Below are 27,000 nucleotides of genomic sequence, written 5' to 3' on the forward strand. Positions count from 1 at the left end.
TTTTTTGAGTCTACCCAACTGTGAGTGCCCACACAGATTACTTGGATTCAATTGTTAAAGAGCGTCGCTTTCTCAAGCGAGGAGGCGCATTCTACACCTCTCAGATTCAAAGTCAACACCTTGAATCGCAAAAAGTTAAGTTAACATGTTGTTATCACTTAACTTTTTACCCTTCGTTCTGCTCGCTTCAGCGCTGGCGTCCCGTCGGTGAAGTGGCATTATAGGGATGGCGCGCCGGCCTGCAAGGGGTATTTGAAAGTTTTCTTTCAACCGCTGTTTTATTAAACGAAAGGCGCAAGAAACGTTGGTTTATTAGACGAAAGGGGCCTCGAATGAGCCTTGAAAGCTATAAAGGTGTCCTGCCTGCCTTGGGCGATGGGACTTATGTACACGGTAGCTGTGTGCTGGTTGGCGATATTGTGGTCGGTAAGGACAGTTCCATCTGGCCTTTGGTGGCCGCCAGGGGGGATGTGAACCATATCCGCATCGGTGAGCGCTCCAATGTGCAGGACGGCACCGTACTGCACGTGACCCGCAAACATAAGGAAGTGCCAGAGGGTTACCCGCTTATCATCGGTGACGATGTGACGGTGGGACATAAATGCATGCTCCATGGCTGCCAACTGGGTAACCGCATTCTGGTGGGCATGGGCGCTATCGTGATGGACGGGGTAATAGTAGAAGACGATGTCATCATCGGTGCCGGTAGCCTGGTGCCGCCGGGCAAGCATTTGGCCTCGGGCTACCTTTATGTCGGCTCACCGGTAAAGCAGGTGCGCGCCCTTAATGAAGGTGAACGCGCTTTCTTGTCTGTCTCTGCCGACAACTACGTGCGGCTCAAGAACGAATACCTGGCTTAATCGAAATGCAGTTCGCCCTGGACATCCAGGGCTTCTGCGGCGATGGCTTCTTCTATGACTTCTTCCATGCGCAGCTGCTCACGGGCGATGAGATTCTCAGCCTGGGCGGCAAGCAGTTGTGGCTCGTCAAACCAGCTGGCATGGAAGAAACAGGGAATGCGCCAGCCGTTCAAAGTGGCATCGAGGCGGATGCTGCCGCTGGCCTCGTCAAAGACCGCGCTTTCGAGAAACTGGATGGCCTGGTTCATGCCCCCTCCTTCATCTGTACCAATACCTGCTGCCAGTCAGGCTCGATGCCTCGCCATAACCTGAAGCTTTCTGCCCCCTGGGCCACCAGCATGCCAAGACCATCACTGCTGTTCTTGCAGCCGTTATCCAAAGCCCAGCGCTCAAAGGCCGTGCCGCCGGGTTTGTACACCAGATCATAGGCCAGGCTGGCGCCTGCAAAGATACCAGGGGATACCGGAGGCAATTCCTCTGTTAATGAGGCGGCAGTGGCGTTGAGGATAATGTCAAAATGCCGGCCCGCCAGCCCATCCATGGCGGCCACCTCTATGGCGAAGATCTCGGCTAGCGCCTGTGCCTTGCCAAGAGTGCGATTAGCAAGGGTCAGGCTTTGGGGGGCTTCGTCCAGCAAAGGGCCGAGGATGCCGCGAGTAGCGCCGCCAGCCCCCAACACCAAAATCCGGCTACCGCCGAGCTCGGCGCCGAGGCGCTTAAGGTCTGCCACCAGGCCTACGCCATCGGTGTTATCCCCCAGCCAACTGCCATCAGCTTGCAGGGCCAAGGTGTTAACCGCGCCAGCAAGTTTAGCCCTTGGGGTTAATCGGCTGGCCCAGGTAAAGGCTTCTTCTTTAAAGGGAACTGTGACATTGGCGCCTTTGAGGCCACCAGCAACCAGGGTGTTGAGGGTCTCGGCGAAACCGCCCAGAGGTGCCAGGGTACGGTCGTAGCTGATATGATCGCCGGCCAATTCGGCAAAACGGGCATGCATGGCGGGAGAACGGCTGTGCTCAACCGGATTGCCAATCACAGTGTAGTGGTCCATAGAAGCGCTTATGTTGAAGTGGTTGAAGTCGAAGATGAGCATATCAGCACACCCCAGTCCTGAACGCACTCCTTATCAGCTGCTCGGCGGAGAGGCGGCGGTGCGCCGGCTGGCCGAGACCTTTTATGACATTATGGCCACCGACCCCAAAGCCGCCGAGCTACTGGCCATTCACCCCCAGCCCATGGATTCCATTCGCCAGCGGTTTTTTGAATTCTTAAGTGGCTGGTTGGGCGGCCCGGGCCTCTTTGAGCAAAAATACGGCCACCCCATGCTAAGGGCCAGGCATATGCCCTTCCCTGTTACCCAGACTCTGCGCGACCAATGGATGTATTGCATGGAAGAAGCGCTGAACCGCGAGGTGAAGCACCCGCCGCTGAAAAAGTCGTTGCTGAACGCCTTCTCGCCCCTGGCGACCCATATGATCAACCAATAAAAAAGCGGCCCGAAGGCCGCTTTTTTATTCCGCCAACCACTCTCGTGGGCGCAGATAATCTTGCAGCTCGGCCTCCCGGCTGCCGGGCTCCGGCTGGTAGCTGTATTCCCAGCGGGCCAGAGGCGGCATGGACATCAGGATGCTCTCGGTACGGCCGCCAGTTTGCAGGCCAAAGAGGGTGCCTCTGTCCCACACCAGATTGAATTCCACATAGCGGCCACGGCGGTAAAGCTGGAACTGGCGCTCGGCCTCGGTGGTGGGAGTATCCTTGCGGCGGCTGATGATTGGCACATAGGCCTGGCAATAGCCCTTGCCCACCGCCTGCATGTAGGCAAAGCAGGTATCGAAATCCCATTGGTTGAGATCGTCAAAGAACAAACCACCCACACCACGGGTTTCGCCCCGGTGTTTGAGATAGAAGTAGTCGTCACACCAGGTTTTAAAGCGCGGGTAGACATCTTCGCCAAAAGGCAACGACAGCTCCTTTGCCACCTGGTGCCAGTGCTTGACGTCGTCCAGCACCGGGTAGAAAGGAGTGAGATCAAACCCGCCGCCAAACCACCACACCGGCTCTTCCCCTTTCTTCTCGGCAAAGAAGAAGCGGACATTGGCATGGCTGGTGGGCACATGGGGGTTTTTGGGGTGGATAACCAAACTAACCCCAAGAGCATGAAAGCTGCGGCCTTCAAGCTCGGGGCGATGCGCCGTGGCTGACGCCGGCATCTTGTCACCAAACACATGGGAAAAGTTGACCCCGCCCTGCTCTATAACGGCCCCGGCCGCCAGTACCCGGGTACGGCCACCGCCGCCACCCGGCCTTTGCCAGGCGTCTTCCACAAACTTGCCTTGGCCGTCGGCCGCTTCCAGTTGGGCGCAGATATCGTCTTGCAGCGCCAACAAAAAGGCTTTTACTTCTTCCAGGCGGGGGTGGCTCATATTAGTCCCTGTACTGCTGGCCGGTAATGGCATCAAAGATCTGGGTGGGCTTTTCAAGGCCGCCAACGTCGCCCTCAATCACCAGTACCGCATCGCCAAAGTGCTGGCGTACCGCCTCGGCGGTCATCAGCGGCGGCTCGCCAGCCTTGTTGCAGCTGGTGGATACGATGGGCTTGCCGTACGCCTCGCAAAGACTGCGCACCAGGGGGTGGTCGCTGACCCTAACCGCCAGGCTGTCATGCTTGCCTTTAAGCCAATCCGGCACGTCGCTTTTAGCGGGCATCACCCAGGTAACCGGGCCAGGCCAGCGGGAAAACACCGCAAAGCGCCGGTCTTGGGGAATGTCGTTGTCACGGATGTATTTGAGGGCGTGGGAATAACTGGCAGCCACCACGATAAGGCCCTTGGCCGGGTCGCGCTCCTTAAGCGCCAGCAAGGCACGGACAGCCTCTTCGTTGTCCGGGTCACAACCCAGGCCAAACACCGCTTCGGTGGGATAGGCGATAAGGCCGCCATTTTGCAGATGTTCTATAACAGCGTCGTACATGGTGGGATGCAGGTAATAAACGTTGGCCACATTCTAGCCCCGTTGCCGGCTGGGTTGAATGCAAGATGGCCTCAGGGCAGCGATTTTTGTCCCTCGCAACCTTTCACCGGGCAACGCAGCACCTCGCGCCCCTTTTGGCTACGCCGCACCATGACCGCCCAACCGCAAACAGGGCAGGGTTCTTGAACCGGCGGATCGTTGAGAACATATTTGCACTTGGGGTAACGGTCACAGGCGTAAAAGGTTTTACCGAAACGGTTAACCCGCTCCAGCAACTCACCTTCGCCGCAACTGGGGCAGGGCGTGCCGGTGTCTTTTTCGTCCTGATCTTCGGCAATGTAATGGCAGGCCGGGAAGGCGCTACACCCGATAAACATGCCATAGCGACCCTGCTTTACTGCCAGCGGCGCACCGCATTGCGGGCATGGCGCTTCGTCGAGCACTTTGAGCACGGCGCTTTCATGGCCCTTGACCGGCCGGGTGTAATCGCACCCCGGATAGCCGCTACAACCAATGAAGCTGCTTTTGCCCACATGGCGCATCACCAGCGCCTGGCCACACTGGGGGCAAGCTTCATCCACGCGCTCGTGGCTGTGGGTGTCAAAGAGACTGTGATCAATTTTGGACATGCACCACCTTTTAACATTGCGGTCACAGGGGTAAGGTTGAGCGTCAGTCGTAGCCCTTGTTGCCAATCCGTATGATCAATGCCCCAGTACCACCGCACATTCTAAACCAGATCCTCGCCAAGGCCGATGCCGGAGACAGTACCGCCCGCCACCAAGCGGCCTTGCTGCTGAGCTGCGCCCCTTTCGTGGCCGCCGATTTAAAGGCGGCAGCCCGATATCAACACGGCGTGGCATTGCCGCCAGCGGTGACCATCAAGACCGCTTATGCCCTTGAACATTGGCCCGAGGCGCAGCTTATTGAGCGGCTGCTGGCGACCCACAACGCCGAAATGCAGCTGCTGGCCGCCCTTATTCTTGATTGCCGGGGCCAAAGGCAACAAGCGCTCGAGCTGATGCAGGGGTTGGACCCCCAGGCTTTGCCACTGCTGGGTTACCTGCTTTCCTACGGTACTGATAACCCGGCAACCTGGCTGGCTAAGAGTCCGGCCCAGCATCCGCTGGTGCAACTTCGCCAGCAGGAGCTCAATGCCCCCTACCCGGCCGTCACTGCCAGCCACACAGAGCTGCCTGCCGGCATGGCGCTAATGGAGAGCTTTATCAGCCCCATGGCCTGCGCCTATCTGAAATGGATTTGTGCCCCCTGGCTGGCGCCGGCACAAACAGTGGACCCTAAGACCGGCAAATCCCTCACTCACCAAATACGAACCAATGCCTCGATGACCTTCAGCAGCGGCCTGGCCTGTCCTTTTGTGATCTGGCTGGAAAGGCAGATAGCCGCGGCAGTTGGCCTGCCGGCTCAATGCCAGGAGGGGACAGGGGTGCTGCATTACCAGCCGGGCCAGGCGTTTCGGCCCCACTTCGATGCCTTCGACCCAAGCCAGGGCGGCGCCCAGCATTTGCTGGCCGACGGCGGGCAACGGGCCACCACGGTGCTGATTTATCTCAACGAAGATTTTACGGGGGGAGAAACCGACTTTCCCCGGCTGAACTTCAGGTTCAGGGGCAAGATGGGTGACTTGCTGACCTTCAGCAACCTAGATGCCGAAGGCCAGCGAGACGAATTGTCCCTTCATCAGGGACTGTCAACCGGTGCTGGCGTGAAGTGGCTGCTATCCAAATGGATAAGGCAGAAGCCCACCGATCACGGCCAGCGCCTGCACGGGTCAGTGTAGAAGCTCGCCCGGTTCCTCAAAGAGCAGGTTTTCCATCTTGGCGTAGGCGTTTTCCTGACCTGGCACGTTAAACAGCACCATCAGCACCACCCACTTGAGGTCTTCAAGGGAGATGGCTGATTGTTCCAGATCCATCAGACGGTCTATCGCCATTTCCCTGGTTTCCCCACTCAGCACCTGGATCTGCTCCAAGAACATCAAAAAACCACGGCACTGGGCGTCCAGGCGCAGCATTTCTTCGTCGGTGTAGATACGGATGCTGTACTGAGGCACATTGACCAGAAAAGGTCTTTCGCCATTTTCCTGCAGCGCTGCCAGACGTTCCAGCCAAGCCAATGCCTTGAAGATCTCTTCATGGCGAAAGCCTGCCCGGGATAACTCGTCGGTGAGCTGCTCGTGGTCCATCATGATTTCCACTTCGGAATGGACATAGTTTTCAAACAAATACATGAGGACATCAAACATGCGACTGCCTCCTCTGTCGGACATACCCGCCCGGGACACGGCACACCAAGCCTTGCATCTCCAGGTCGAGCAAATATGAGAGGACGACTTCCACCGCCAGTTTTGACCGTTCCACGATCTCGTCAAGCGGCGTGGTGTCATCTCCTACATTATCCAGAACCGGATGCGCTGGCAATCCTCGCGACGCTTCCACTGCTTTGATCGGCCCCAAATGCCAGCTCTTTAGGGCCAGCATCACATCTTGTGCATCACTGGCAAGGATTGCCCCTTCTTTGATCAGTTGCAGGCAACCGGCCGCCTGGGGATTAAAGGGCGTACCGGGCACCGCCAGCACCTCGCGCCCCGCTTCTCCCGCCAACCTGGCGGTGATAAGCGACCCAGACTGCATACCGGCTTCAATTACCAGGGTTGCCAGACTCAGACCGGCAATAATGCGATTTCGTTGCGGGAACAGCGGCGCCATGGAGGCGGTGCCCGGCGGCATTTCGCTGATGAGCGCTCCTTGGGCCGCAATTTGCTCGAACAAGGCCTGATGGCGCCGGGGATAGCAGCAATCGAGCCCGCCGGCCAATACTGCCAGGGTCGGTGCGCCGGCATTAAGCGCTAATTGATGAGCAAGGCCATCTATGCCCAGCGCCAGCCCGGACGTAATAGCAAGGCCGCTGCCAAGCAAGGGTTCAAGGATCGCCAGAGCCGAGCGCCCGGCCGGGGTGGGTTTGCGGCTACCCACCACCGCCAGTTGCGGCCTCTCAAGTAGCGCACAATCTCCTCTGACAAAAAGCCGGACCGGCGGCCAGGGGCTTTCGCTCAATAACGCCGGGTAATCGTCGTCCCCCAGAAATAAGAGCCGAACTTCGCTTTGCGCCAACCAAGCCAGAATGCTGTCGACCTTGGCCCAGTCTAGGCTCTGGCGACTCTTGATAAAGCCTGCGGGTACGCCCGCTTGTGCCAACGCATCGGGACTTGCCGCCAACAAAAACGCCGGTGACCAAAAGGCCAGCCGGCGCCACTGTGTTGCCCTGACACCAGGCAGCAGAGATAAGGCCAACTGCTGCCTGATGTCGTCCATGAGGGTTACTCCGGGTTGGTTGCGGTGTCCATCTCGCGAATGGGTTTCTCGGCCTTGAGGATCAGCGCCAGGCTGAGCTTGTCGAAGGTGCGGAACACCATCATGTGGCCAATGGCCTCAGACGGTTGCACCACTGTCACTTCGCTTGGCTTGTTGGAGGAGAACCAGCGGTCAAACACCGAAGCGTCTTCCTTGTACTCCACCTTGTCTTTCATCAGTACCGTGGCCCCGTCGCGGCGGGCATCAAGCACCATGCCGGGGTCGATACCGTCACGGGCGCCTTTGTTGAGGACAACCACGTCAAACTTGCCCAGGGCACGGGTTTTACGGGAAGAGTCGATGATACGGGCATCCACCAGGGCGCCAGGAGCATGGGGCTGGAAGTACACCGGCAGCTCGTGGTCGTCCAGCGGCAGCAGGTAATCGCCGGGGCTTATCTCACGCTCCACCTGCACCACCTTGAGGGAGGCCAAATCGAAGGTTTTACCGTCTTCGGCGTCGCCAATCTGCACTTTTTGGATGTCTTCGGTTTTGACAACCGACACCAGTACCGCCTCGGTTCCCAGATCTTCCTTGGTTTCCGGGTCGATGTAGTGGTTACCCTTGCGGTAGACCCCGTAGAGACGGCCGTTGACCAGGTTGTCGCCACGGGCGTACATCTCCATGTTGGAGGTCAGGCGGCGAGTCAAATCGGCACCGCCCGTTACCCTTGGCGCACCGGCCAACAGATCTTCGTCAATGATCTGCTGATGGGTCAGGAAGTTACGGATGTAAGCGGTTGGCAAGGTGGGAATGGCGTCTTTTTTGTCCACCACCCGTACCGTGGGCGACAACTTCACCATGGGTTTTCTCACCAACTGCGGTACGCCGTCGATGATCACCAAGCTGAGCTTATCCCCTGGATAAATCAGATGAGGGTTATCAACCTGCTCGTTGGATTGCCAGAGCTTTGGCCACAACCATGGGTTTTTCAGGTACTTGGCTGAAATATCCCAAAGAGTGTCGCCTTTTTTAACGACATAGCTCTCTGGAAAATCATTTTTCAATTGTAAATTGTCGGCAAAAGCCAGCCATGTGATGGCCGCCGTCACCAGTGCAAGCAGGATTTTTTTCATTTTTTTCGTCCTTTAGCCAGCCCCTCGCTGGCCGCTGAGAACCTTGGTTGATTATTATGGCTGTCATTGCCAGGTTCAAATGACTAAAATTACAGCATATTAGTCTGGCTTCATATCCATATTAGCGCAGTAATCAGAAACTTATGGCAGTTCTTAACGTTTTGCACTACCCAGATGAGCGTCTCCGTACTGTGGCCAAGCCGGTCGCAGAGGTCAATGACGCCATCCGTGAATTGGTCAGCGACATGTTTGAAACCATGTACGCTGAAAATGGCATTGGTCTGGCCGCTACTCAGGTGGATGTCCACCTGCAGGTGGTGGTGATGGACATCTCCGAAGAGCGCAACGAGCGTCGCGTCTTCATCAATCCCAAAATTATCGAAGCCGATGGCCAGGCCATGGGTGACGAAGGTTGCCTGTCGGTCCCCGGCTCCTATGCCGAGGTCGAGCGTGCCGAACATATCAAGGTCAAAGCTTTGGACGAGCAAGGCCAGGAGTTCATCCTGGAGGCCGACGGCCTCTTAGCCGTGTGTGTCCAGCATGAGCTGGACCATCTCAAAGGCAAGCTCTTCATCGATTACCTCTCTCCGCTCAAACGCGAACGTATTCGCAAGAAGCTGGAAAAAGAGGCCCGTCAACAAGCCCGTCACGCCTCCACCATCTGACAAGGACTCCCTTGACTAAATTGCGTATTGTCTTCGCGGGTACGCCGGATTTCGCGGCCCGCCATCTGTCGTCTTTGCTGGCCAGCCATCACGAAGTGGTGGCGGTGTTCACCCAACCGGACCGCCCGGCTGGGCGCGGCAAAAAGCTCACTCCCAGCCCGGTAAAAGTGCTGGCCGAAGCCCACGGGGTGCCGGTGCACCAGCCGGTTAGCCTGAAAAAGCCCGAGGGCCAAGCCGAGTTGGCTCAATATCAGGCCGACCTGATGGTGGTGGTGGCCTATGGCCTTATTTTGCCGCAAGCGGTGCTGGATATGCCGCGCCTTGGTTGCCTGAACGTGCATGGCTCCTTGCTGCCCCGCTGGCGCGGCGCGGCGCCTATCCAGCGCGCCATCTGGGCCGGCGACAAGGACACCGGGGTCACCATCATGCAGATGGACAAGGGCCTCGATACCGGCGCCATGCTGCAAAGGGCGAGCTTGGCTATTGCAGCCGGTGACACCTCGGCCAGTCTCTACGAGAAGCTGGCCGAGCTTGGCCCTGTGGCGCTACTTGAGACCCTCGACAAGCTCGAGAGCCTGGTGCCGCAAACCCAAGACGACAACCTTGCCAACTACGCAGAAAAACTCAGTAAAGAAGAGGCCCGCGTCGACTGGCACCAAGACGCTGCCTTTATCGAGCGCTGCGTCAGGGCTTTTAACCCCTGGCCGGTCAGCCATTTTGAGGTGCAGGAACAAAGCGTCAAGCTGTGGCAGGCCGAGGTGCTAACCGTCCCCTGTAGCGACAGCCCCGGCACCATCATTGCCAGCGGTAAAAGCGGTATCGACGTTGCCACGGGCAACGGGGTGCTGCGCATCCTGCAATTGCAGCTCCCCAACAAAAAGGCCATGTCTGCCAGCGACGTGCTTAACGCCCGCCAAGATTGGTTTGCCGTTGGCACGGTGCTGTCATGAGCGCCAAGCTGCGCGCTCAGGGCGCCCGGGTGTTGAGCGCGGTACTGGACGAAGGCAAGTCTCTCAATGAAGCCCTGCCCGCCGCCCAGGCAAGCCTTGCCAACCCCAAAGACAAGGCACTACTCCAAGCCCTGTGCTTTGGCGCACTGCGCCAGTACCGCTTGTTGGAGGCGGCTATTGACCAGTTGATGGACAAGCCCCTCAAGGGCAAAACCCGCATTCTGCAGCGGCTGCTGGTGCTGGGGCTCTATCAGCTTTATTTCAGCCGCATTCCGGCTCATGCCGCCGTCGGCGAAACCGTGGCGGCGGCGCCACTGCTGGGCCAGGGCAAACTCAAAGGCCTGGTGAACGGCGTGTTGCGTAACGCCGAGCGCCAAGGTGAGGCTCTGCTGGAAAAGGCCGCCAAGAATAAAGCTGTTGCGACCTTGCACCCCGACTGGCTGATCGCCCGCCTCAAGGCTGCTTATCCGAGCAACTGGCAGGATGTGGTCGAGGCCAACAACCAGCAGGCGCCACTGTGGTTGCGGGTGAACAGCCGCCAGGGCGACAAAACCCAGTACCTTGACGCACTTAGCCAAGCCGGTATCGAGGCAGTAAGTGAAGAGTCACTCACTTGCGGCTTTTATCTTGCCGAAGCCCAGGACGTTACTGCCCTGCCCGGCTTTGCCGGCGGCGCGGTCAGCGTTCAGGATGGCGCCGCCCAATTTGCCGCCCAACTGTTGGCGCCAGTCGACGGTGAGCGTATCCTCGACGCCTGCGCGGCTCCCGGTGGCAAAACCGCCCATATTCTGGAGTTGGCCGACGCCGAGGTAACGGCCCTGGATGTCAGCGAGCAACGCCTGGTGCGGGTGCAGGAAAACCTGGCCCGGCTCAAGCTCAGCGCCAAGGTGGTGGCCGCCGATGCCAGCCAGCGCGACTGGTGGGACGGCAAGGCCTTTGACCGCATTTTGCTGGACGCCCCCTGCTCCGCGACAGGCGTTATCCGCCGCCACCCGGACATCCGCTGGCTGCGCCGCGACCAAGACATCGCCGAGCTGGCTGCCTTGCAGGCCCGTATCCTCGATAACTGCTGGCAGATGCTCAAACCAGGCGGCACCCTGCTCTACGCCACCTGCTCGGTACTGCCCCAGGAAAACCGCGAGCAGGTCAAAGCGTTCCTGGCCCGTACGGCAGATGCCGAGCTGCTGCCGATCAGGGACGACGAGAGCGCACAACAACCCGGCTGGCAGCTGCTGCCCGGACAAAACAAGATGGATGGCTTCTTCTATGCAAGGGTGCTAAAAAAGCCGTAGTCCATTCCAAAGCCCTTTTGAAACGGGAACTTGGGTAATGAAAATCATCATTCTGGGTGCCGGCCAAGTTGGCGGCACCCTGGTTGAAAACCTGGTTGGCGAACAGAACGATATCACCCTGGTCGACCAGAACCTGGAGCGCCTGCGCGAGTTGCAGGACCGATTCGACATCCAGGTGATCCACGGCAATGCCGCCCATCCCGACACCCTGCGCCGGGCCGGCGCCGAAGACGGCGACATGCTGATCGCGGTAACCAACAGCGACGAAACCAACATGATCGCCTGCCAAGTTGCCTATACGCTGTTCCACACCCCCACTAAGATCGCCCGGATCCGCGCCGACCAGTATCTCAAGCAGCGCGACAGCCTTTTTGGAGATGACGCCATCCCGGTGGATCACATCATTTCCCCCGAGTCACTGGTGACCAACTACATCCGTCGCCTGGTGGACTATCCCGGCGCCTTGCAGGTGTTGGACTTTGCCGACGGTAAAGTAGGGCTGGTGGCAGTCAAGGCCTATTACGGCGGGCCTTTGGTGGGTAATGCGCTCTCTACCCTGCGCGAGCACATGCCCAACGTTGATACCCGGGTGGCGGCCATCTTCCGCCAGGGCCGGGCCATCAAACCCCAGGGCACCACGGTGATTGAAGCGGACGACGAAGTGTTTTTTATCGCCGCCTCCAACCATATCCGGGCGGTGATGAGCGAGCTGCAGCGCCTGGAGCAGCCTTATCGCAAAGTGATGATCGCCGGTGGCGGCAACATCGGCGCCGGTCTTGCCAAGCAGCTTGAGAAAAAATACGCGGTCAAACTCATTGAACGCAGCCCGGCCCGCGCCGCTTACCTCTCAGAAAAGCTCAGCGACACCATCGTCTTTACCGGCGACGCCTCCGACCAAGAACTGCTGCTTGAAGAGCACATCGACCAGACCGATGTCTTTATCGCCGTGACCAACGACGATGAGGTGAACATCATGTCGGCGATGCTGGCCAAGCAGTTGGGGGCCCATAAGGTGATGGTGCTTATCCAGCGCGGCGCCTACGTGGATTTGGTGCAAGGCGGCACCATCGACATCGCCATCTCTCCCCAAACCGCCACCATTTCAGCGCTGCTGACCCACATCCGCCGCGCCGACATCGTTAACGTCTACAGCCTGCGTCGGGGCGCGGCCGAGGCCATCGAAACCGTGGCCCACGGCGACCCAGGCACCTCCCATGTGGTGGGCCGGGCGGTGGCGGATATCAAGTTGCCGCCGGGTGCCAGTATCGGCGCCATAGTGCGAGACGACGAAGTGCTGATCGCCCACGACAAGACCATTATCGAAAGCGGCGACCATGTGATTTTGTTCCTGGTGAACAAGCAGCACATCACAGCGGTCGAGAAACTGTTCCAGCCCAGCGCTTTGTTCTTCTAGGCCGCCCATGTTCAATTACAAACCTGTCCTGTTCATCATCGGTGTCTTTCTCAACGTACTGGCGGTGATGATGCTGCTGCCCACTGCCCTGGCCTTTTGGGACGGCGAACACGGCACAGTGCAGTTTTTGGAATCGGCCGCTCTTACCTATGCTGCGGCGCTGTTGTGTATGGCCAAAGGCAGCCGGGAGCTGGGGCGGTTCAAGGTGCGGGACATGTTCTTGCTCACTTCCATGACCTGGGTGCTGGTATCAGGTTTTGCCGCCCTGCCGCTGGTGTTTGTGGAGCACATTTCCTACACCGATGCTTTTTTTGAGACCATGTCCGGCATCACCACCACCGGCTCAACGGTGCTCACCGGCCTAGACACCATGCCTCATTCCATCCTGCTGTGGCGTTCGTTGCTGCAATGGCTAGGCGGCGTGGGTTTTATCGTGATGGGGGTAGCAGTACTGCCTTTCTTAGGGGTTGGTGGCATGCGGCTGTTTCGCACCGAGTCTTCGGAGTGGACCGACAAAAGCGCGCCGCGCACCGCCACTCTGGCCCGGGACATCCTCTGGGTTTATCTCACCCTTACCGGCCTTTGCCTGCTCTGCTACTGGCTGTCGGGCATGAACTGGTTTGATGCCGTCAACCACGCCATGACCACCATTTCCACCGGTGGTTATTCCACCTCAGACGCCTCCATGGCGCACTTTGGCAAAGCCAGCCACTGGGTGGGTACGTTATTTATGATGACCGGCGGCATGCCCTTTTTGCTGCTGGTAAATGCGGTGCGTAAAAACCACTGGAATCTGTGGCGAGACGAGCAGTTCCGGGGCTACGTGCTGTTTTTAACGACGGTGTCGGTGGTGCTGGCAACCTGGATGACCCTGCATTCCGGCGAGCCCTTCCTCGATGCACTGCGGATGTCGGCCTTTAACGTAGTGTCAGTGGTCACCACCACCGGCTATGCCCTCACCGACTACAGCCTGTGGGGGCCTTTTGCTGTTACCGCCTTCTTGCTACTGATGTTTGTGGGCGGCTGCTCTGGGTCAACCTCGGGAGGCATCAAGATCTTCCGCTTCCAGTTGGCGGCCGGCATGTTGCACTTGCAGCTCAAGCAGCTTATTCACCCCAATGCGGTATTTGTGCAGAACTACAACCGCCGGCCAGTGAGCGACGACATCATCCGCTCCCTGGTGGCGTTCAGCTTCGCCTTCTTCCTGGTGGTAGCCTTTATCACCCTGGCCCTGGGTCTGTTGGGGCTGGACATGGTGACCGCCTTTACCGCTTCCATAACGGCAGTAACCAACGTCGGCCCCGGCCTTGGCGACATCATCGGCCCGGCCGGCAACTTTGCCAGCCTGCCCGATACTGCCAAGTGGTTGCTGGCCCTGGGCATGTTGCTGGGCCGCCTGGAGATCCTGACCGTGGTGGCGGTGCTTACCCCGTCGTTTTGGCGCCACTGAGCGCCTTGGCAAAGGCCTCTACTGCGGCCCAGTCAGTCAGTTCGACATTCTGGCGGGTATCGGTGGGGCCTTTGGTCAGCCACATGATGAAGCGGATCATCAATTTGTCGATAAAGCGGTATTTGTCCCACTGCAAAGCCCCGGCAAACACCGCCTGCCGCTGCGGGTGCCAGGGGCTCTTTTCCAGAAATTTCTGCATGTAACGTGACCCCTCGGGGGTGTCCTTGCCGGGTTTGCGGGCGGTCATGTTCACCGAGAAAAAGGCGTTAGGCCTGGCGGTCAATTCCACCACATGGGCTTTTACGAACTCGTACAGGCAAGATCGGTGGTCGCCATAACGCACCGCCGCGCCCACAATCACATCGTCAATCCCTTCCCATTCCGGCTCGCCGTGGCGCTCGATATCGCAAAAGCGCACTTGGTGCCCGGCCTGCTGCAACTGTTCGGCTATGCGGTGCATGATGGTGCGGGTCTGGCCGTCGACAGATGAATAGGCCAGCAGGAAAGTTGAATGAGCCATGACTGTTCCATGTGTTAAGAGTTGGTGATAGTGCAGGAATTCTTGATAAATATCTCAAAACGGTGATTTTTGAACCAAAAAACCCCCGTTCCCGGCTTCCATTATTTGACTAAGGAAAAAATCGTCAATATATTGACGCACTATTTTTACAAATGATTTCAGGCCTTTCCTGCCGGTTTGGGCGACGCCTGCTCGTGGTAATGGATGTACTGAGATGATGCGTTGGCTTCTTGCCCTTTTTATCAGCTTTCATACTTGGGCTTCGACCAGCGACAGCGTTGCCTTTTTCTATGGCCAACACCAACCGCTAGCCGAGATGACCTTCTATCCCGGCGTGGTGGTCCAGCCCGATCATATCAGTGCCGAAGAGCTCAAATGGCTGAACGAAAGAGGCATTAAAACCTATGCCTATCTGAGCGTTGGCGAGTCCGATGCCAAAGACGCCAAGGGTCTCAAAGTCAACGCCAGTTGGCAAAGCCAGATCATGGACCAAACCAGCACCCGCTGGAAAAACCACCTTAATACCCGCGCTAAGGAACTCAAGGCCAGGGGCTTTTATGGCCTGTTCCTCGATACCCTCGACAGCTACCAGCTACTGCCGCAAGACCAACAACCCGTCCAGCGCCAGGCACTGCTGGCTGCCGTGCAGTCCTTGTCGGAGCAGTTTCAGCACCACCTGATTTTAAACCGCGGCTTTGAGCTGCTGCCCTGGCTCAAGGGCCAGGCCGAGCGGGTGGTGGCCGAAGGCTTGTTGAGCCACTTCAACCCCGAAGACAACAGCTACAAAGGCACCAGCCAGGCTGACCAGCAATGGCTGAGCGCCCAGCTAAACACCGCCAAGGCCCTGGGCTTTGCAGTACAAGTCATTGATTATGCGCCCTTTGCCAAAAGAGCTGCCATGGCCCAGCAGATCGCCAAGGCCGGCTTTGCCCCCTGGGTCACCGACGGCCACCTGCTGACCTGGGGCAGCTCCGAGCTGACTCCGGTGCCACGGCGAGTGATAGTGCCCTTCGACAGTACCCTCAAGCCACTCATCAACACCCAAGTGCACCAGCGCCTGTCCACCTTGATTGAGTACCTGGGTTACCTGCCCGATTACATCGACATCAGCAAAGAGCCGCTGCCTCCGGCTGACAAGGCGCTCTTTGCCGGCGTGGTGGTGTGGGCCGAAAGCGCCGCTTTCTACCGCCCTGAGCTGGTGAGCTGGCTGGAAAAGGTGCAGGGCAAGTTACCGGAACTGCTGCTGGGGGAGATCCCGCAGTCGCCCGCGCTATTGGCCGGCCTAGGCCTTAACCTGCAAAGCCTCTCCCCCAAAGGCCCCTTCAGCCAGACCGAGATGGCCTCCTGGCTTAAAGGCGAGACGGCGTTGTCGCTGAAAAACCTCGAACCTTACTCTGCCACCCTCGCCGAGGGCGCCGAGGCGCTGATCAGCATCAAGGCCGGTAACGGCGAGCCGGTATTACAAGGCGCCCGCACCGATAAAGGCGCCGTGGTGCTGTCACCCTGGCTTATCGATGCCCTGCCACTCGAAGAAAACCGCTGGCTGATAAACCCCGTCGCCCTGCTGCAAAAAGGCCTGGGGCTGCCGCCTATTCCGGCGCCTGATGTCACTACCGAAAGCGGCCGGCGCCTCTTTACCCTGCATATCGACGGCGACGCCTTCCCCAGCCGTGCCCGCTTCCCGGGCCAGCCCTTTGCCGGGGAAGTGATGGAAAAACAGATCATCGAGCACTACCAGCTGCCTATTACCGTGTCGGTTATCCAGGGGGAAGTGGGCCCTACCGGCATGTACCCCAAACAAAGCCCGCAGCTTGAGGCTATCGCCCGAGACATCTTCACAAAGCCCTATGTGGAAATTGCCTCCCACACCTACAGCCATCCCTTTTTCTGGTCGCAAATAGCCGGGCGCGAAAAGCTCACCGAGCAAGACACCGAGTACGGCTTTCATCTTAATATTCCCGGCTACAACAAAATTGATCTCACCAAGGAAATCGACGGCTCCATCGACTACATCAACGAGCGCCTGGCCCCTAAAGATAAGAAAGTGGTGATGATGCTGTGGAGCGGTGACGCCGCCCCCGGCCCGGTGGCGCTAGCCCACGCCCGCAAGATGGGGGTGCTCAACGTCAACGGCGGCAACACCGTGATGACCCGCGACAACCCCAGCCTCTCCGAGATCTGGCCCATCGGCCGCCCCGAGGGCGACCTGCTGTACCAGGTGTACGCCCCCATCATGAACGAGAACGTCTACACCGATCTCTGGCATGGCCCCTATTTCGGCTTCCGGCGGGTCAGGGAAACCTTCGACATCACCGGCCACCCCTACCGGCTCAAGCCGTTCGGACTGTACTTCCACTTTTACTCCGCCACCAACCCGGCAGGCCTCCAGGCCCTTAGGGACGACATCGGCTATGTGCTGAGCCGCCCCAATACCCCGGCGCACTTGAGCCACTACGCCCGCATGGCCAAGGATTTTTACTTCAGCGCCCTGGCCCGCGATGCCAAAGGTGACTGGCTGCTGAGCAGCAAATATCTGCGCACCCTGCGCCTGCCAAAAGCGCTGGGTTATGCCCAGCTCGACGCCAGCCAGGGCCTGGCTGGGGCCACCGAAGATGGCCGCTACCTGCATGTGGTAAACGGCGATGCCCGCTTTGCCCTGGCAGCCAGCGCCAGCCCCCGCAAGCCTTATCTGGTGTCGGCCAACGTGCTGCTGAAAAGCTGGCAGTTGCCGGGCAAGGTGGCCTTCAAGGCCTGGCAAAAAGCGGACCTCATCCTCGCTAACGCCGAGGGCTGCCGCTTTGTCAGCGACCAGGGCCCCTCTTATGGCGGCCAGCAAAAAGACCGGCTGACCGAGTTTTCACTGCCTGAAGGCGACTTTGCCGGGCACCTTGCCTGTGGGACGCAACAGTGAAAAAGGTCATCACAAAAGCCAGGCCGTCCCTTATTTCCCTGCCGGCAGCGGTATTGATGCTGCTGGTGACCTTTTTGCTGCTTTATATCCTGTTCCCAAGCTCGCTATTTTTTGAAAACGATCAGGTACCCAAGGACCCCAACCTCGGAAGAGCCTACCTGCGCGCCGCCCTGGCTCAGGACCCAAACAACGAACACCTCAAGCAAAAACTGGCCGAGGTGGAGATCAAGCTCGGCAACCTGACCAGCGCCGCGGCGCTGCTGGCTGAGATCTCCGCCAGCAAGGAAAAGGCCGCCATCGAGCAGCAGCTTTACTACGCCAAGTTCCAGGCCGGCACGCTTAGCGCCGACGACAAAGCCAAGCTGGTCAGCAGCCTTGAGAGTAACCGCGACTGGACTCCCCAGCAGCTGCAGTATGCCCAGGCGCTGGGCCTGGAAGCGCAGCTCGCCCAGTATTACCAGGACCACGACCAGCCGCTGCTGGCGGCCCGCACCTGGCTGGCCGCCAACCACCCGGAAAAGGCCAGCGAACTGTACGGCCAGCACTTGTCCAAAGACACCCTCAACGACGCCATCGCCGCCGCCCTGGCCGCTGGCAAGCCGGTGCTGGCCTACCAGTGGTGGCAGCAATACGGTGACCAGAGCGATCTGCAACGCGCCCTGAAGCTGGCCCAACTGGCCGGTAACAGCAAAGACACCCAGTTGCTGGCCGACCAACTGCTGGCCCAGGAGCCAAATAATGCCCAGCGCCAGGCCCTGGCCGAGCAGGCCCACCTGGCCAATGGCGATATCCAAGGCGCCGAGGCCATATTGGAGCAGCGCCTAGCGCAGCAACCCAACAACCAGGCCCTGCATCAGCGGCGCTGGCAATTGCTGCGCTGGCTCAATCGCCCCACCGACGCCCTGGACGAGCTGCGCTGGTTGATGGCCGACGGCAGTGCCACACCGGCGGATGTGGAAGCGAGCCTCAATGATGCCAACGGCTTGTTCCGCTATGACGATCAGATAGCCATCTACCGCTACCTGGCCGGCCATCACCGGCTGAGCCCCCAGCGCTTTGACAGCTGGCTCGACGCCCAGGAATGGCAAGGCACCCCGGAGCAAGCGGTAGAGGACATTCACCACTACCAGCAGCGCTACGGTAAAGACAGCCAAACTGACGGCTGGCTGGCCAGGCTCAACCACGAAATGGGTGACCAAGACGCCCTGCGCGCCCTTTGGCCCACCTACAAAGGCCCCCGGGATGACCAGCACCTGATTTGGTTTGCCCGCGCCTACTGGCTCGAGAATGATTACCAAGCGGCGCTGGCGGTGCTGAAAAACGGCGACACCAGTAAGGACGTCGGCTTCTGGGATGCCCGCGCCGAAATGGCCTGGCGGGTCGGCAACAAGGCCGAAGCCACCTTTGCCTACCAGCGCCTGCATCAGCTGGCTCCCAACCTGCCCGGCCTGGAATACCGTTACCAGCAAGCCCGCTTTGGCGACGACAAGCCCGGCCTGCTGGCCTACCTGTGGACCCGCCCGCGCACTACCAGCAACGTGGCCCGTATTGCCGAGCTGTGCTGGCAGCTGCAAGACGAGCAAGGCTTTGCCCGCCTGGCTGCGGTGCTGCCCAGCCAGCCGGCCGACCGCCAACTGGCCAGTGCCTGGCTCTATGTCGGGACCTGGCAGCAGCAACATCAACAGCTTGAAGAGGCCCGCGCGTCGCTACGCCAAGCCAAACTGCTGGCTCCCGGCAGCACCGAAGTGGCGCTGTCTCAAGGCTGGCTGGCCCTGGCCCTGCAGGACAAAAAGGCGGCCCGCGCCATACTGGACAAGCACCAGCAGCAGCCGGCCTCCGACGCTTGGGCGCCATTGCTGGGCAGTTTGGCCCAGTTCCTTGGCGACCATCGCCAGGCTTATTTCTATTTCCGCTACATGGCCAAGCGCCATCCCAAGGATCTGGCCAACCTGGTAAACCTCGCTTCCGAGATGGAGGCCCTTGGCCGCCACGACGATGCCTTCCGCCTCAACCGTTATCTGGCCCGCCAGTTGCCCCAGAACCAACAGGCCTATGCCGATCTGCAATTGAACTGGTGGGGCGAACGGGTGGTGCCCTTCTTGCAGGCGCGCCAGGGCATGGACACCATCGCGCCCATGGCTCCCGAGCAGGCCGCCTCCTACTGGTGGTTGCACCGCCAGGCTGCCAAACGGCTGTTGCCCTGGCAACAGTTGCAACTGGCCATGCTGGACGGCGATTTCCATACCGTGAAATCCCTGCTGGCCAAGGGGCAGGTCAGCCAGACTACCGACAAGGTCAGTGCCTGGCTTTACCTCAACCGCCCCTACCAGGCCATGGAAGCCTGGGACAAAGGCGTGACCAAGGAGGCCACCGAGACCGAGCTGGACTTGGCAAGGGCGGCCCGCCCGGCCCATTTCCGGGCCCTGGCGTTCAGGCTGCAACCCGATGCCGGCCTCAAAAGCGCCCAGCAACAAGTGGAGCTGTATCTACCCTTTGCCCAGGCCCAATGGAAATTCAGCGCCGGCTATCAAGATAACCAAGGTAACGACGGCAACCTGATGGCAGCCAACGCCGACTGGCAATACCAGCGCTGGCACCTGAACCTGGATGTAGACCATCACCAGGGTGAAGGGGCGGTGCGCTCTGGCCTGGCGGTGGCGGTGGACTACCAATGGGACCAGCGCACCCGCCTGGGCCTGGAGCTCGCCACTGGCCAGGAGAGTCGCCAGTCTGACGTGCTGTTGGCCTGGGGTGAGCAAAGTCTGTTTGGGGTAAACGCCAATTACCGCCTGGATAACCGCCAGTCACTGGCGTTGTCTGCCGCCCACCTCAAGGTAGGGCTGCGTGACGGCCCTTCTTTGGCGAGCGGCCAGCAGTACGACGCCCGCTATCAATTTGATCTGTTGGCCGACCGGCCAGGCTGGGCCCTCTATGGCGCCGCCATCTGGCAACGCTTTCCCGAACGCCCGCCGGTACCGGTGCCACATCACCCCGAATACCAGGCGCTGGTGGAGCCTTTTCGGCGCTACGCCATCGGTTCTGTCTGGGGGCCGGGAGCCGAACTGACTCCGCCGCATCTCGGTGCCGAGCCTGCCTGGACAGTGGATGTCAGCATCGGTTACCAGCCGCGAATCGGCCAGGCCGACTTTACCCTCAGTACCGACGCCGGCTGGTCGATCACCGGTGACGACCTGTTGCAGCTGAAACTCAACTACCAGAGCAGTAACCGTCAGGGTGCCAGCGACACCCAGGTCCAGCTCGGTTACTACCTTCATTTTTAATTAGGAGACGCTATGTTGCGGTTCATTCTGCCCTGTCTGGCCTTGCTGCTAGGCGCCTGTACCACTGCCCAGGTGGGCGACACCGTTACCCTGGCCAGCAATAGCCGGGTGGCGCTGATGCCGCTGGTTAACCACGCCCAAACCCCGTTGGCCGGTGAAAAGGCCGAAGACATTCTGGCCAGCCTCTGGCAACAGCGCCAGTTGCCCAAGCTCAGCCGCTACCCACGCCAGGCTCAGGCCGACCTGCCGCCCCTGGACGACCAGTACCGCCTGACCCAAGCCCAAAAATGGCTGGCCGGCCAACAGGTAGGTTATGTGCTGAGCGGCACCATTGAAGAATGGCGCTACAAGGCGGGCCTGGATGGCGAACCGGTGGTGGCAGTGACCCTTAACCTCACCAAACTAGGTGAAGACACCCCAGTCTGGACCGGCACCATCGCCAAGAGCGGTTGGGGCCGCGACAGCCTGGCCGCCACCGCCCAGGACGTGCTCTCTGATCTTCTCGACCAGATTGAGGCCGGCCAGTGAAACCCTCTTTGCGCAAAGCCCGGCAGGTACCCGAGTCTCAGGCCTGGCTGGAAGTTTTAGTCTTCACCGCCCTGGCCTTGGCCATTCCGGCCTGGCTGCGCCCCAGTGACCCCTTCTGGCAGCACGGCGATTTCGCCTGGCCGATGTTGGGCCCGTTGCTGGTGGCTTTGCGCTACGGCTTTGCCAAAGGTCTGGCTAGCGTGTTGCTGCTGGTGGCGGGGCAATTGCTGCTGCGCCGGGTCGACGCCCTTGTCACCGCCCAGGACTACCCCTTTGGCACCATGGTCGGTTACGCCCTGGTGGCCATGGTGGCCGGTGAGTTTCGTGACCTTTGGGAGCGCACCAACGAGCAGCAAAAGCTGCAGCTCGACTACGTGCGTGACCGCCTCGACACCTTTACCCGCCACTACCACCTGCTGCGCAGCTCCCACGATCGGTTAGAGCAGATGCTGGCTGGCCACGCCCTTAGCCTGCGCGAATCCTTGCAGGCGGTGCGCTCGGCCATCGGCCAGTTGCAGGAGCGGCGCCTGGACAAAGCGGCCCGCGCCATCCTGGGTCTCTTTGTGGAATACGGCGGCCTGCAAAGCGTCAGCCTCTATGCCGTGGAAGACGGCAACATCATCGGCGAGCCCCTGGCTCGGGTCGGCCAGACCCAGCCTGCCAACGGCAAGGATCCCATGGTGCTGGCCATGTTCGAGCAGCGCGAGCTGATCTCGGTGGCCCAGTTGCAAAGCCGGGCCGAGCAGAGCCAGTACCAGATTGTTATCCCCCTTATCGACGTCAATGACCGAGTTTATGGGGTGCTGCTGGTGGAGCAAATCCAGTTCTTTACCCTGCGCGAATCCACCCTGACCCTGATGGCGGTGATGGCCGGCCACGTGGGCGACCTGCTACGCCATGCCCTGGCCAACCCGGTCATGGGGCCGGACGAGAAGCCCTACTTCCACGCCCAGGTATTACGGGCCCAGCGCGAGGCCAAGCGTTACGCCATTCCGGCCCAGCTGATGAAAATTCGCGCCACCGAGCCCTCGGCTCAGGCCGAAAGGGTGCTGGAACACCTCAACGCCACCCGCCGCGGCCTGGACGTGTACCTCTACGACGCCCAGTCCCTCACCCTGCTGCTACTGATGCCCCTGGCAGACGAGCTGGACCAGGCCGGTTTTATCGGCCGCATCAACAGCTGGAGCGTCGAGCGATTGGGTAAATCCCTGGCAGAGCTCAATATTCAGGTGGAAGAGCAGCGATCGCTACCGGTGGATGAAGAGGCCATCAACCACTTCATGGAGCTCGGCAGATGAGAACCCTCTGGGCATTTGCCGGGGCCGTGGTGCTGGACGCCTTTGCTGGCTGGCTGTTTTTGGATGGCCACGCCACCCTGGCCCTGGTCACCCACCTGCTGGCCTGTCTGCTGCTGGCAGGCACCATGTTCTACCTGTTGCCGGTGCAATACCAAAAGCCGGTTGCGCCGACCCTGGTGTTTTTGTTCGTGCTGTTCTTTGCCTTGCCCGGCCTTGGCACCATTGGCATCAGCGCCGCCATGCTCTACGCCCTTTACCGCCCTCTGGGCGAGGGTGGCATGGCGCTAACCGAGCATCCCATTCCCGAGTTGCCCTTCGAGCCCAAAGCGCTTTCTGCCAAGCCGGTTTACTCCCTTGGCGGGCTGCGGGCCATTCTCAAAAACGCCTCCGAACCCAACAAGCGGCTGGCGGCGGTGATGGCAACCCGCAATATGCCGGACCAAGAAGCCATTCCCATCCTGCGCCTGGCCCTAAAGGACCTCGAAGACGACGTGCGGCTGCTGGCCTACTCGCTGTTGGACGGCAAGGAAAACAGCATTAACAAGCAAATCAACCAGTTGCAGACTCAGCTAAAAGACCCTACCCAGCAGGCCCAGCATTGGCGTTTTAATCGCCAACTGGCCGAAAAATTCTGGGAGCTAAGCTACCTGGGTCTTGCCCAGGGCGAGCTGCGCCAATACGTGCTGAGCCGGGCCGCCCAATACGCCCAGGCCAGTATCGAGCAGCACCCCACCACCGCCACCGAGGTGTTCTTGGGTCGGGTGTACCTGGCTCTTGGCCGCTACCAAGAGGCCCAGCCCCTTTTTGAACGGGCCGCCGACACCACCATAGCCCGGCGCCACGTCATGCCCTACCTGGCGGAAATCGCCTTTTACCAGCGCCGCTACGACGACTGCCGTGCACACCTGGCCGCCTTGCCGCCCCAGGCCAACGGCAGTGCTTTGCAACAATTGAGGGAGTATTGGCATGGTCAAAGCTGATGTACTGCTGATCCTCGAAGGCACCTACCCCTATGTCAGGGGCGGTGTATCCAGTTGGGTGCACCAGCTCATCCTCGGGCTGCCGGAGCTGAAATTCGAACTGCTTTTTTTAGGTGGCCACCCCAGCCATTACGGCCCCATTCAGTACACGCTGCCGGACAACGTAACCGGCCTTAGCGTCCATTACATGATGGATGACCAAGACAGCCTGCTCGGCCCCAGCTCCCGGCCCGGTAACAGCGAGCGCTTTGAGCTGTGGCGCCAGGTGCAGGACCATTTTCGCGACTCACGCCAGCCTATTCCGGCCGAGCTGTTAAAGGCGCTGTTTGAATCCCTGGGTAAAAGCGACGGCCTGCCGGAAGAGGACTTTCTTTATTCCCAGGCCTCCTGGCAGGTGCTGGCTGACTATTACCTGCAATATTGCGACGAGCCCTCCTTCGTGGATTTTTTCTGGGCCTATCGCAATATCTACCGGCCGCTGTTCAAAATCGCCCGCATTGCCAGGGAGCTGCCTAAAGTCAGGCTGCTACACGCCATTTCCACCGGTTATGCCGGGTTCCTGGGGGCCGGGGCCAGCCAGCTGACCCAGACTCCTTTTGCCCTCACCGAGCACGGCATCTACACCAAAGAGCGCAAGATTGACCTTATTCAGGCCGGCTGGATAAAGGAGTCGGAAGACCGCCTTGGCCCCAATCTCAATGCCGAGATGGGCTATATCCGCCGCATGTGGATCCATTTTTTCGAGCAGCTGGGGCGCACCGCTTACCAACATGCCAGCCCCATCGTCGCCCTCTACGAAGGCAACCGCCAACGGCAAATCCGTGACGGCGCGCCGCCGGAGCAGACCCAGGTGATCCCCAACGGTATCCGCCTTGGCCGTTTTGCCAAGGCCCTGGCCGCCCGCGGCCCCGAGATCCCCATGGTGGCCGGGCTGATTGGCCGGGTGGTACCCATCAAGGACATCAAGACCTTTATCCGTGCCATCAAAGAAGCCTTGCCGGCCCTGCCGGAGCTGGAAGGCTGGATAGTGGGCCCCACCGAGGAAGACCCCAACTACCTGCACGAATGCCAGTTGCTGGTGGACAGCCTGGATCTGGCAGGCAAGGTGAAATTTCTCGGCATGCAGGATGTCAGTGCCATCTTGCCGCAGCTGGGGGTGGTGGCGCTGACCTCCATCTCCGAGGCTCAGCCGCTGGTGCTGCTGGAAGCCATGGCCGCCGGGGTGCCGGTGCTGGCCACCGATGTCGGCTCCTGCCGGGAGATCATCGAAGGCCTCGGCGAAGAAGACCGCGCCCTAGGCAAGGCTGGCGCCGTGGTCTCTATCGCCTCACCCGGCGCGGCGGCCCGCGCCATGGTGGAGATGCTCACCGACAGCGACAGCTGGCAGGCCTACCAGCAAGCCGGCTTGAAACGGGTTGAACACTATTACGACGAGCGCCTGATGTTCGAGCGCTATCAACAGCTTTACAAGGAAGCCATGTCATGGCCGGAATAGGTTTTGAGATCCGCAAAATACTGCGTAAGAACACCTTATTGTCAGTGTTCGAAGCCTACGGCTATGCCGGCCTTATCGGCTCAGGCCCTTGGGTGCTGTCCATCCTTGGGCTGATGCTGATCGGTATCTTCAGCCTGGGTTACGTGGTGCCACAGGGGCTTATTGTGCAGTTTCTGACGGCCGTAACCTACCTGATGGCAGGCTCGCTTATCCTCACCGGCGGCTCCCAGTTGATGCTGACCCGCTATGTGTCAGACTTGTTCTTCCTAAAACGCAACGATGAAGTGCTGCCCAACCTCTTAGGCTCGGTGCTGGTAACCAGCATCGGCGCGGGGGTGATCGCCGCCATCGTCTGGCCTTTCATTCCGGCCGGTGTCGAGGTCAAGGTGCTGATGGCCAGCGCCTTTGTCAGCCTCAGCGACCTGTGGCTGGTGGTGATTTTCCTGTCGGGGATGAAGGACTACCGGCTTATTCTCACCACCATGCTTGGCGGTTATACCCTGATGGTGCTGCTGGCCCTGGCGCTGCGCCACTGGCAGCTCGAAGGGCTGCTGCTGGCGTTTTTGATTGGCAAGACGGTGCTGCTGTTTAGCTTCTTGTTTGTGATCATGCGCCGCTACCCAGGCAGCAGCTTGATTTCATTTGGCTTCTTGCAGAAGAAGCACGTTTTTTACAGCCTTTTTTTCTGCGGGCTCTTCTATAACCTGGGGGTTTGGGCCGACAAGTTCATCTTCTGGTTTTACCCCACCACCTCGGAAGCCATTTTTGGACCGCTTAGGGCCAGCCCTATCTACGACTTGCCCATCTTCCTGGCCTATCTTTCCATCATCCCGGGCATGGCGGTGTTTTTGGTGCGCATGGAAACCGACTTTGCCGAGCAGTACGACCGCTTCTATAACGCCGTACGCGAAGGGGCCTCCTTGCAGGAAATTTATCACCTTAAGGACGAGATGGTCCGTACCGCCCGTACCGGCATCTACGACATCTTCAAGATCCAGGGCATTACCGTGGTGGTGCTGCTGCTGTGGGGCCAAAACCTACTGGAGCTGATTGGCATCGACCCCAACTACGCCACGCTGCTCTACATCGACGTAGTAGGAGTTGGAGTGCAGGTGGTGCTGCTATCCATTCTCAACGTGATGTTCTACTTGGATAAAAGGCACAGCGCCTTGGTACTGACCGGGCTGTTTATGGCCTGTAACGCCAGCCTGACCTACCTGTCGATATTGGCCGGGCCGCACTTTTACGGTTACGGCTTCGCCTTGGCGACGGTGATCAGTTCCATGGTGGGCTTGGTGGTGTTGTCTCGCCAGTTCCAGGAACTGGAATACGAGACCTTCATGTTGCAGCGCTGAAGCGAATATTCAAACGCTTGAGTTCAGCGCCGAAGGCCTCGGCGCTGGTAAGAGGCACGGTGAGGGTGCAGTTGAGCTTTTCACCAAACTGGGTGTCGATGCAGCGGCCATCAAACTGGCCCAGCAACCAGTCAAGCTGGCTTTGCAGCGCGTAATCAAGCTCTGCCACCAGCTTTGCCTGGGGTACATAGAGCCGGGTTGGCAACAGCTTCAAAGCCGCCCCCACGCCGCCGCCATAGGCTTTGACCAGGCCACCGGTGCCAAGCTTTACCCCACCGTAGTAACGCACTACCACCGCACTGATCTCCCCGACGCCGCTGCCCAGTAGCTGCGCCAGCATCGGTTTACCGGCGGTGCTGGCCGGCTCGCCGTCATCGCTCATGGCATATTGCTGGCCATCTGTGGGGTGGCCGGCCACGGCCGCAAAGCACCAATGGCGGGCGCCGGGGTGCTGCTCGCGGCACTGCTGCCAAAAGGCCTTGGCCTCATCCAGCCCGGTGGTGTGGGCCAGCAGGGTGATAAAGCGGCTTTTTTTGACCAGCTCTTCGGCCGAAGCGCCAGCAGCGGGGATGGGATAGGACATG

Annotated in this window: 25 protein-coding genes; 15 read left to right on the forward strand and 10 right to left on the reverse strand. The window is 59.7% G+C overall.

From position 1 onward, the window contains the following. Positions 1-332 precede the first annotated feature (332 nt). Entirely contained in the window at positions 333-860 is a 528-nt protein-coding gene (locus EDC28_RS17990; RefSeq protein WP_123422533.1) for a gamma carbonic anhydrase family protein, read from the forward strand. On the opposite strand, the gene EDC28_RS17995 is transcribed toward EDC28_RS17990, so the two are convergent. Both EDC28_RS17995 and aroE read right to left on the reverse strand, forming a co-directional pair. Continuing rightward, complete coding sequence (locus EDC28_RS17995; RefSeq protein WP_050660730.1) at positions 857-1,108, reverse strand: DUF1488 family protein; 252 nt, start codon at positions 1,106-1,108, stop codon at positions 857-859. The two genes, EDC28_RS17990 and EDC28_RS17995, sit on opposite strands and share 4 nt — an antisense overlap. After that, entirely contained in the window at positions 1,105-1,950 is an 846-nt protein-coding gene (gene aroE / locus EDC28_RS18000) for a shikimate dehydrogenase (RefSeq protein WP_336391564.1), read from the reverse strand. Before aroE ends, EDC28_RS17995 begins: the two co-directional genes overlap by 4 nt. Here aroE and EDC28_RS18005 point away from each other — a divergent pair. Then, complete coding sequence (locus EDC28_RS18005; protein ID WP_083446019.1) at positions 1,943-2,344, forward strand: group II truncated hemoglobin; 402 nt, start codon at positions 1,943-1,945, stop codon at positions 2,342-2,344. The two genes, aroE and EDC28_RS18005, sit on opposite strands and share 8 nt — an antisense overlap. 24 nt (positions 2,345-2,368) lie before the next feature. Here the strand turns inward: EDC28_RS18005 and hemF are convergent, their stop codons facing one another. From hemF to EDC28_RS18020, 3 genes are all read right to left on the reverse strand, one after another. Next, positions 2,369-3,280 carry an oxygen-dependent coproporphyrinogen oxidase gene (gene hemF, locus EDC28_RS18010; protein ID WP_050660733.1) on the reverse strand — a complete coding sequence of 304 codons (912 nt, stop codon included), beginning with the start codon at positions 3,278-3,280 and terminating at the stop codon, positions 2,369-2,371. Between the two features lies 1 nt (position 3,281). Then, a complete protein-coding gene (gene tsaC, locus EDC28_RS18015) occupies positions 3,282-3,827 on the reverse strand; it encodes an L-threonylcarbamoyladenylate synthase type 1 TsaC (RefSeq protein ID WP_123422617.1) in 546 nt (181 codons plus the stop codon). A 71-nt stretch (positions 3,828-3,898) separates the two neighbouring features. Next, entirely contained in the window at positions 3,899-4,456 is a 558-nt protein-coding gene (locus EDC28_RS18020) for a topoisomerase DNA-binding C4 zinc finger domain-containing protein (RefSeq protein ID WP_050660734.1), read from the reverse strand. A gap of 71 nt (positions 4,457-4,527) precedes the next feature. Here EDC28_RS18020 and EDC28_RS18025 point away from each other — a divergent pair, with 71 nt between their 5' ends. Beyond that, the gene (locus EDC28_RS18025) at positions 4,528-5,628 is read left to right on the forward strand and encodes a 2OG-Fe(II) oxygenase (protein WP_050660735.1); all 1,101 of its coding nucleotides are present in this window, start codon (positions 4,528-4,530) and stop codon (positions 5,626-5,628) included. On the opposite strand, the gene EDC28_RS18030 is transcribed toward EDC28_RS18025, so the two are convergent. Genes EDC28_RS18030 through EDC28_RS18040 form a run of 3 tightly spaced genes read right to left on the reverse strand, consistent with a single transcriptional unit; the run spans position 5,620 to position 8,277 of the window. Continuing rightward, positions 5,620-6,093, reverse strand: coding sequence for a DUF494 family protein (locus EDC28_RS18030; protein WP_050660736.1), 474 nt, complete (start codon positions 6,091-6,093; stop codon positions 5,620-5,622). The genes EDC28_RS18025 and EDC28_RS18030 overlap by 9 nt on opposite strands. Continuing rightward, the gene (gene dprA / locus EDC28_RS18035) at positions 6,086-7,162 is read right to left on the reverse strand and encodes a DNA-processing protein DprA (protein ID WP_123422535.1); all 1,077 of its coding nucleotides are present in this window, start codon (positions 7,160-7,162) and stop codon (positions 6,086-6,088) included. Before dprA ends, EDC28_RS18030 begins: the two co-directional genes overlap by 8 nt. Positions 7,163-7,167: 5 nt before the next feature. Continuing rightward, entirely contained in the window at positions 7,168-8,277 is a 1,110-nt protein-coding gene (locus EDC28_RS18040) for a LysM peptidoglycan-binding domain-containing protein (RefSeq protein ID WP_123422536.1), read from the reverse strand. Between the two features lie 143 nt (positions 8,278-8,420). Here EDC28_RS18040 and def point away from each other — a divergent pair, with 143 nt between their 5' ends. The 5 genes from def to EDC28_RS18065 are packed head-to-tail and all read left to right on the forward strand — an operon-like array spanning position 8,421 to position 14,048. Beyond that, positions 8,421-8,942 carry a peptide deformylase gene (gene def, locus EDC28_RS18045; protein ID WP_050660739.1) on the forward strand — a complete coding sequence of 174 codons (522 nt, stop codon included), beginning with the start codon at positions 8,421-8,423 and terminating at the stop codon, positions 8,940-8,942. A gap of 11 nt (positions 8,943-8,953) precedes the next feature. After that, complete coding sequence (fmt, locus tag EDC28_RS18050) at positions 8,954-9,892, forward strand: methionyl-tRNA formyltransferase (protein WP_050660740.1); 939 nt, start codon at positions 8,954-8,956, stop codon at positions 9,890-9,892. Then, positions 9,889-11,184 carry a 16S rRNA (cytosine(967)-C(5))-methyltransferase RsmB gene (gene rsmB / locus EDC28_RS18055; protein ID WP_123422537.1) on the forward strand — a complete coding sequence of 432 codons (1,296 nt, stop codon included), beginning with the start codon at positions 9,889-9,891 and terminating at the stop codon, positions 11,182-11,184. Before fmt ends, rsmB begins: the two co-directional genes overlap by 4 nt. Positions 11,185-11,221: 37 nt before the next feature. Then, entirely contained in the window at positions 11,222-12,598 is a 1,377-nt protein-coding gene (gene trkA / locus EDC28_RS18060) for a Trk system potassium transporter TrkA (protein WP_050660742.1), read from the forward strand. Positions 12,599-12,605: 7 nt separating this feature from the next. After that, positions 12,606-14,048, forward strand: a complete 1,443-nt coding sequence (locus EDC28_RS18065) for a TrkH family potassium uptake protein (RefSeq protein WP_050660743.1) — start codon at positions 12,606-12,608, stop codon at positions 14,046-14,048. Here the strand turns inward: EDC28_RS18065 and hemG are convergent. Next, on the reverse strand, positions 14,023-14,568 hold the full coding sequence (gene hemG, locus EDC28_RS18070; RefSeq protein ID WP_050660744.1) for a menaquinone-dependent protoporphyrinogen IX dehydrogenase: 546 nt from the start codon (positions 14,566-14,568) through the stop codon (positions 14,023-14,025). The two genes, EDC28_RS18065 and hemG, sit on opposite strands and share 26 nt — an antisense overlap. Before the next feature lie 214 nt (positions 14,569-14,782). Between hemG and EDC28_RS18075 the strand changes: the two genes are divergently transcribed. The 7 genes from EDC28_RS18075 to pelG are packed head-to-tail and all read left to right on the forward strand — an operon-like array spanning position 14,783 to position 26,416. Next, a complete protein-coding gene (locus tag EDC28_RS18075; RefSeq protein ID WP_244946613.1) occupies positions 14,783-17,479 on the forward strand; it encodes a bifunctional glycoside hydrolase/polysaccharide deacetylase family protein in 2,697 nt (898 codons plus the stop codon). Next, positions 17,476-20,760 carry a tetratricopeptide repeat protein gene (locus tag EDC28_RS18080; protein ID WP_123422538.1) on the forward strand — a complete coding sequence of 1,095 codons (3,285 nt, stop codon included), beginning with the start codon at positions 17,476-17,478 and terminating at the stop codon, positions 20,758-20,760. The genes EDC28_RS18075 and EDC28_RS18080 overlap by 4 nt, the downstream gene beginning before the upstream one ends. A 12-nt stretch (positions 20,761-20,772) precedes the next feature. Beyond that, positions 20,773-21,288, forward strand: a complete 516-nt coding sequence (locus EDC28_RS18085; protein WP_050660746.1) for a hypothetical protein — start codon at positions 20,773-20,775, stop codon at positions 21,286-21,288. Further along, positions 21,285-22,586, forward strand: coding sequence for a PelD GGDEF domain-containing protein (locus EDC28_RS18090; RefSeq protein WP_123422539.1), 1,302 nt, complete (start codon positions 21,285-21,287; stop codon positions 22,584-22,586). Before EDC28_RS18085 ends, EDC28_RS18090 begins: the two co-directional genes overlap by 4 nt. Continuing rightward, the gene (locus tag EDC28_RS18095) at positions 22,583-23,566 is read left to right on the forward strand and encodes a HEAT repeat domain-containing protein (protein WP_123422540.1); all 984 of its coding nucleotides are present in this window, start codon (positions 22,583-22,585) and stop codon (positions 23,564-23,566) included. Before EDC28_RS18090 ends, EDC28_RS18095 begins: the two co-directional genes overlap by 4 nt. Beyond that, complete coding sequence (gene pelF, locus EDC28_RS18100; protein WP_123422541.1) at positions 23,553-25,061, forward strand: GT4 family glycosyltransferase PelF; 1,509 nt, start codon at positions 23,553-23,555, stop codon at positions 25,059-25,061. Before EDC28_RS18095 ends, pelF begins: the two co-directional genes overlap by 14 nt. Next, positions 25,049-26,416 (forward strand): exopolysaccharide Pel transporter PelG, encoded by a 1,368-nt coding sequence (gene pelG / locus EDC28_RS18105; RefSeq protein WP_123422542.1) that lies wholly within the window; start codon positions 25,049-25,051, stop codon positions 26,414-26,416. The genes pelF and pelG overlap by 13 nt, the downstream gene beginning before the upstream one ends. Here the strand turns inward: pelG and EDC28_RS18110 are convergent. Then, positions 26,400-26,999, reverse strand: coding sequence for a YigZ family protein (locus tag EDC28_RS18110; protein ID WP_123422543.1), 600 nt, complete (start codon positions 26,997-26,999; stop codon positions 26,400-26,402). The genes pelG and EDC28_RS18110 overlap by 17 nt on opposite strands. Position 27,000 lies beyond the last annotated feature (1 nt).

The sequence above is a fragment of the Gallaecimonas pentaromativorans genome (assembly GCF_003751625.1).
GTDB classification, from domain to species: domain Bacteria; phylum Pseudomonadota; class Gammaproteobacteria; order Enterobacterales; family Gallaecimonadaceae; genus Gallaecimonas; species Gallaecimonas pentaromativorans.

What these genes read in the sequence shown, in the direction of transcription:
- EDC28_RS17990 (WP_123422533.1), top strand. Translation starts at nt 333, where the DNA reads ATGAGCCTTGAAAGCTATAAAGGTGTCCTGCCTGCCTTGGGCGATGGG.
- EDC28_RS17995 (WP_050660730.1), bottom strand. Translation starts at nt 1,108, where the DNA reads ATGAACCAGGCCATCCAGTTTCTCGAAAGCGCGGTCTTTGACGAGGCC.
- EDC28_RS18005 (WP_083446019.1), top strand. Translation starts at nt 1,943, where the DNA reads ATGAGCATATCAGCACACCCCAGTCCTGAACGCACTCCTTATCAGCTG.
- aroE (WP_336391564.1), bottom strand. Translation starts at nt 1,950, where the DNA reads ATGCTCATCTTCGACTTCAACCACTTCAACATAAGCGCTTCTATGGAC.
- hemF (WP_050660733.1), bottom strand. Translation starts at nt 3,280, where the DNA reads ATGAGCCACCCCCGCCTGGAAGAAGTAAAAGCCTTTTTGTTGGCGCTG.
- tsaC (WP_123422617.1), bottom strand. Translation starts at nt 3,827, where the DNA reads ATGTACGACGCTGTTATAGAACATCTGCAAAATGGCGGCCTTATCGCC.
- EDC28_RS18020 (WP_050660734.1), bottom strand. Translation starts at nt 4,456, where the DNA reads ATGTCCAAAATTGATCACAGTCTCTTTGACACCCACAGCCACGAGCGC.
- EDC28_RS18025 (WP_050660735.1), top strand. Translation starts at nt 4,528, where the DNA reads ATGATCAATGCCCCAGTACCACCGCACATTCTAAACCAGATCCTCGCC.
- EDC28_RS18030 (WP_050660736.1), bottom strand. Translation starts at nt 6,093, where the DNA reads ATGTTTGATGTCCTCATGTATTTGTTTGAAAACTATGTCCATTCCGAA.
- dprA (WP_123422535.1), bottom strand. Translation starts at nt 7,162, where the DNA reads ATGGACGACATCAGGCAGCAGTTGGCCTTATCTCTGCTGCCTGGTGTC.
- EDC28_RS18040 (WP_123422536.1), bottom strand. Translation starts at nt 8,277, where the DNA reads ATGAAAAAAATCCTGCTTGCACTGGTGACGGCGGCCATCACATGGCTG.
- def (WP_050660739.1), top strand. Translation starts at nt 8,421, where the DNA reads ATGGCAGTTCTTAACGTTTTGCACTACCCAGATGAGCGTCTCCGTACT.
- rsmB (WP_123422537.1), top strand. Translation starts at nt 9,889, where the DNA reads ATGAGCGCCAAGCTGCGCGCTCAGGGCGCCCGGGTGTTGAGCGCGGTA.
- trkA (WP_050660742.1), top strand. Translation starts at nt 11,222, where the DNA reads ATGAAAATCATCATTCTGGGTGCCGGCCAAGTTGGCGGCACCCTGGTT.
- EDC28_RS18065 (WP_050660743.1), top strand. Translation starts at nt 12,606, where the DNA reads ATGTTCAATTACAAACCTGTCCTGTTCATCATCGGTGTCTTTCTCAAC.
- hemG (WP_050660744.1), bottom strand. Translation starts at nt 14,568, where the DNA reads ATGGCTCATTCAACTTTCCTGCTGGCCTATTCATCTGTCGACGGCCAG.
- EDC28_RS18075 (WP_244946613.1), top strand. Translation starts at nt 14,783, where the DNA reads ATGATGCGTTGGCTTCTTGCCCTTTTTATCAGCTTTCATACTTGGGCT.
- EDC28_RS18085 (WP_050660746.1), top strand. Translation starts at nt 20,773, where the DNA reads ATGTTGCGGTTCATTCTGCCCTGTCTGGCCTTGCTGCTAGGCGCCTGT.
- EDC28_RS18095 (WP_123422540.1), top strand. Translation starts at nt 22,583, where the DNA reads ATGAGAACCCTCTGGGCATTTGCCGGGGCCGTGGTGCTGGACGCCTTT.
- pelF (WP_123422541.1), top strand. Translation starts at nt 23,553, where the DNA reads ATGGTCAAAGCTGATGTACTGCTGATCCTCGAAGGCACCTACCCCTAT.
- pelG (WP_123422542.1), top strand. Translation starts at nt 25,049, where the DNA reads ATGGCCGGAATAGGTTTTGAGATCCGCAAAATACTGCGTAAGAACACC.
- EDC28_RS18110 (WP_123422543.1), bottom strand. Translation starts at nt 26,999, where the DNA reads ATGTCCTATCCCATCCCCGCTGCTGGCGCTTCGGCCGAAGAGCTGGTC.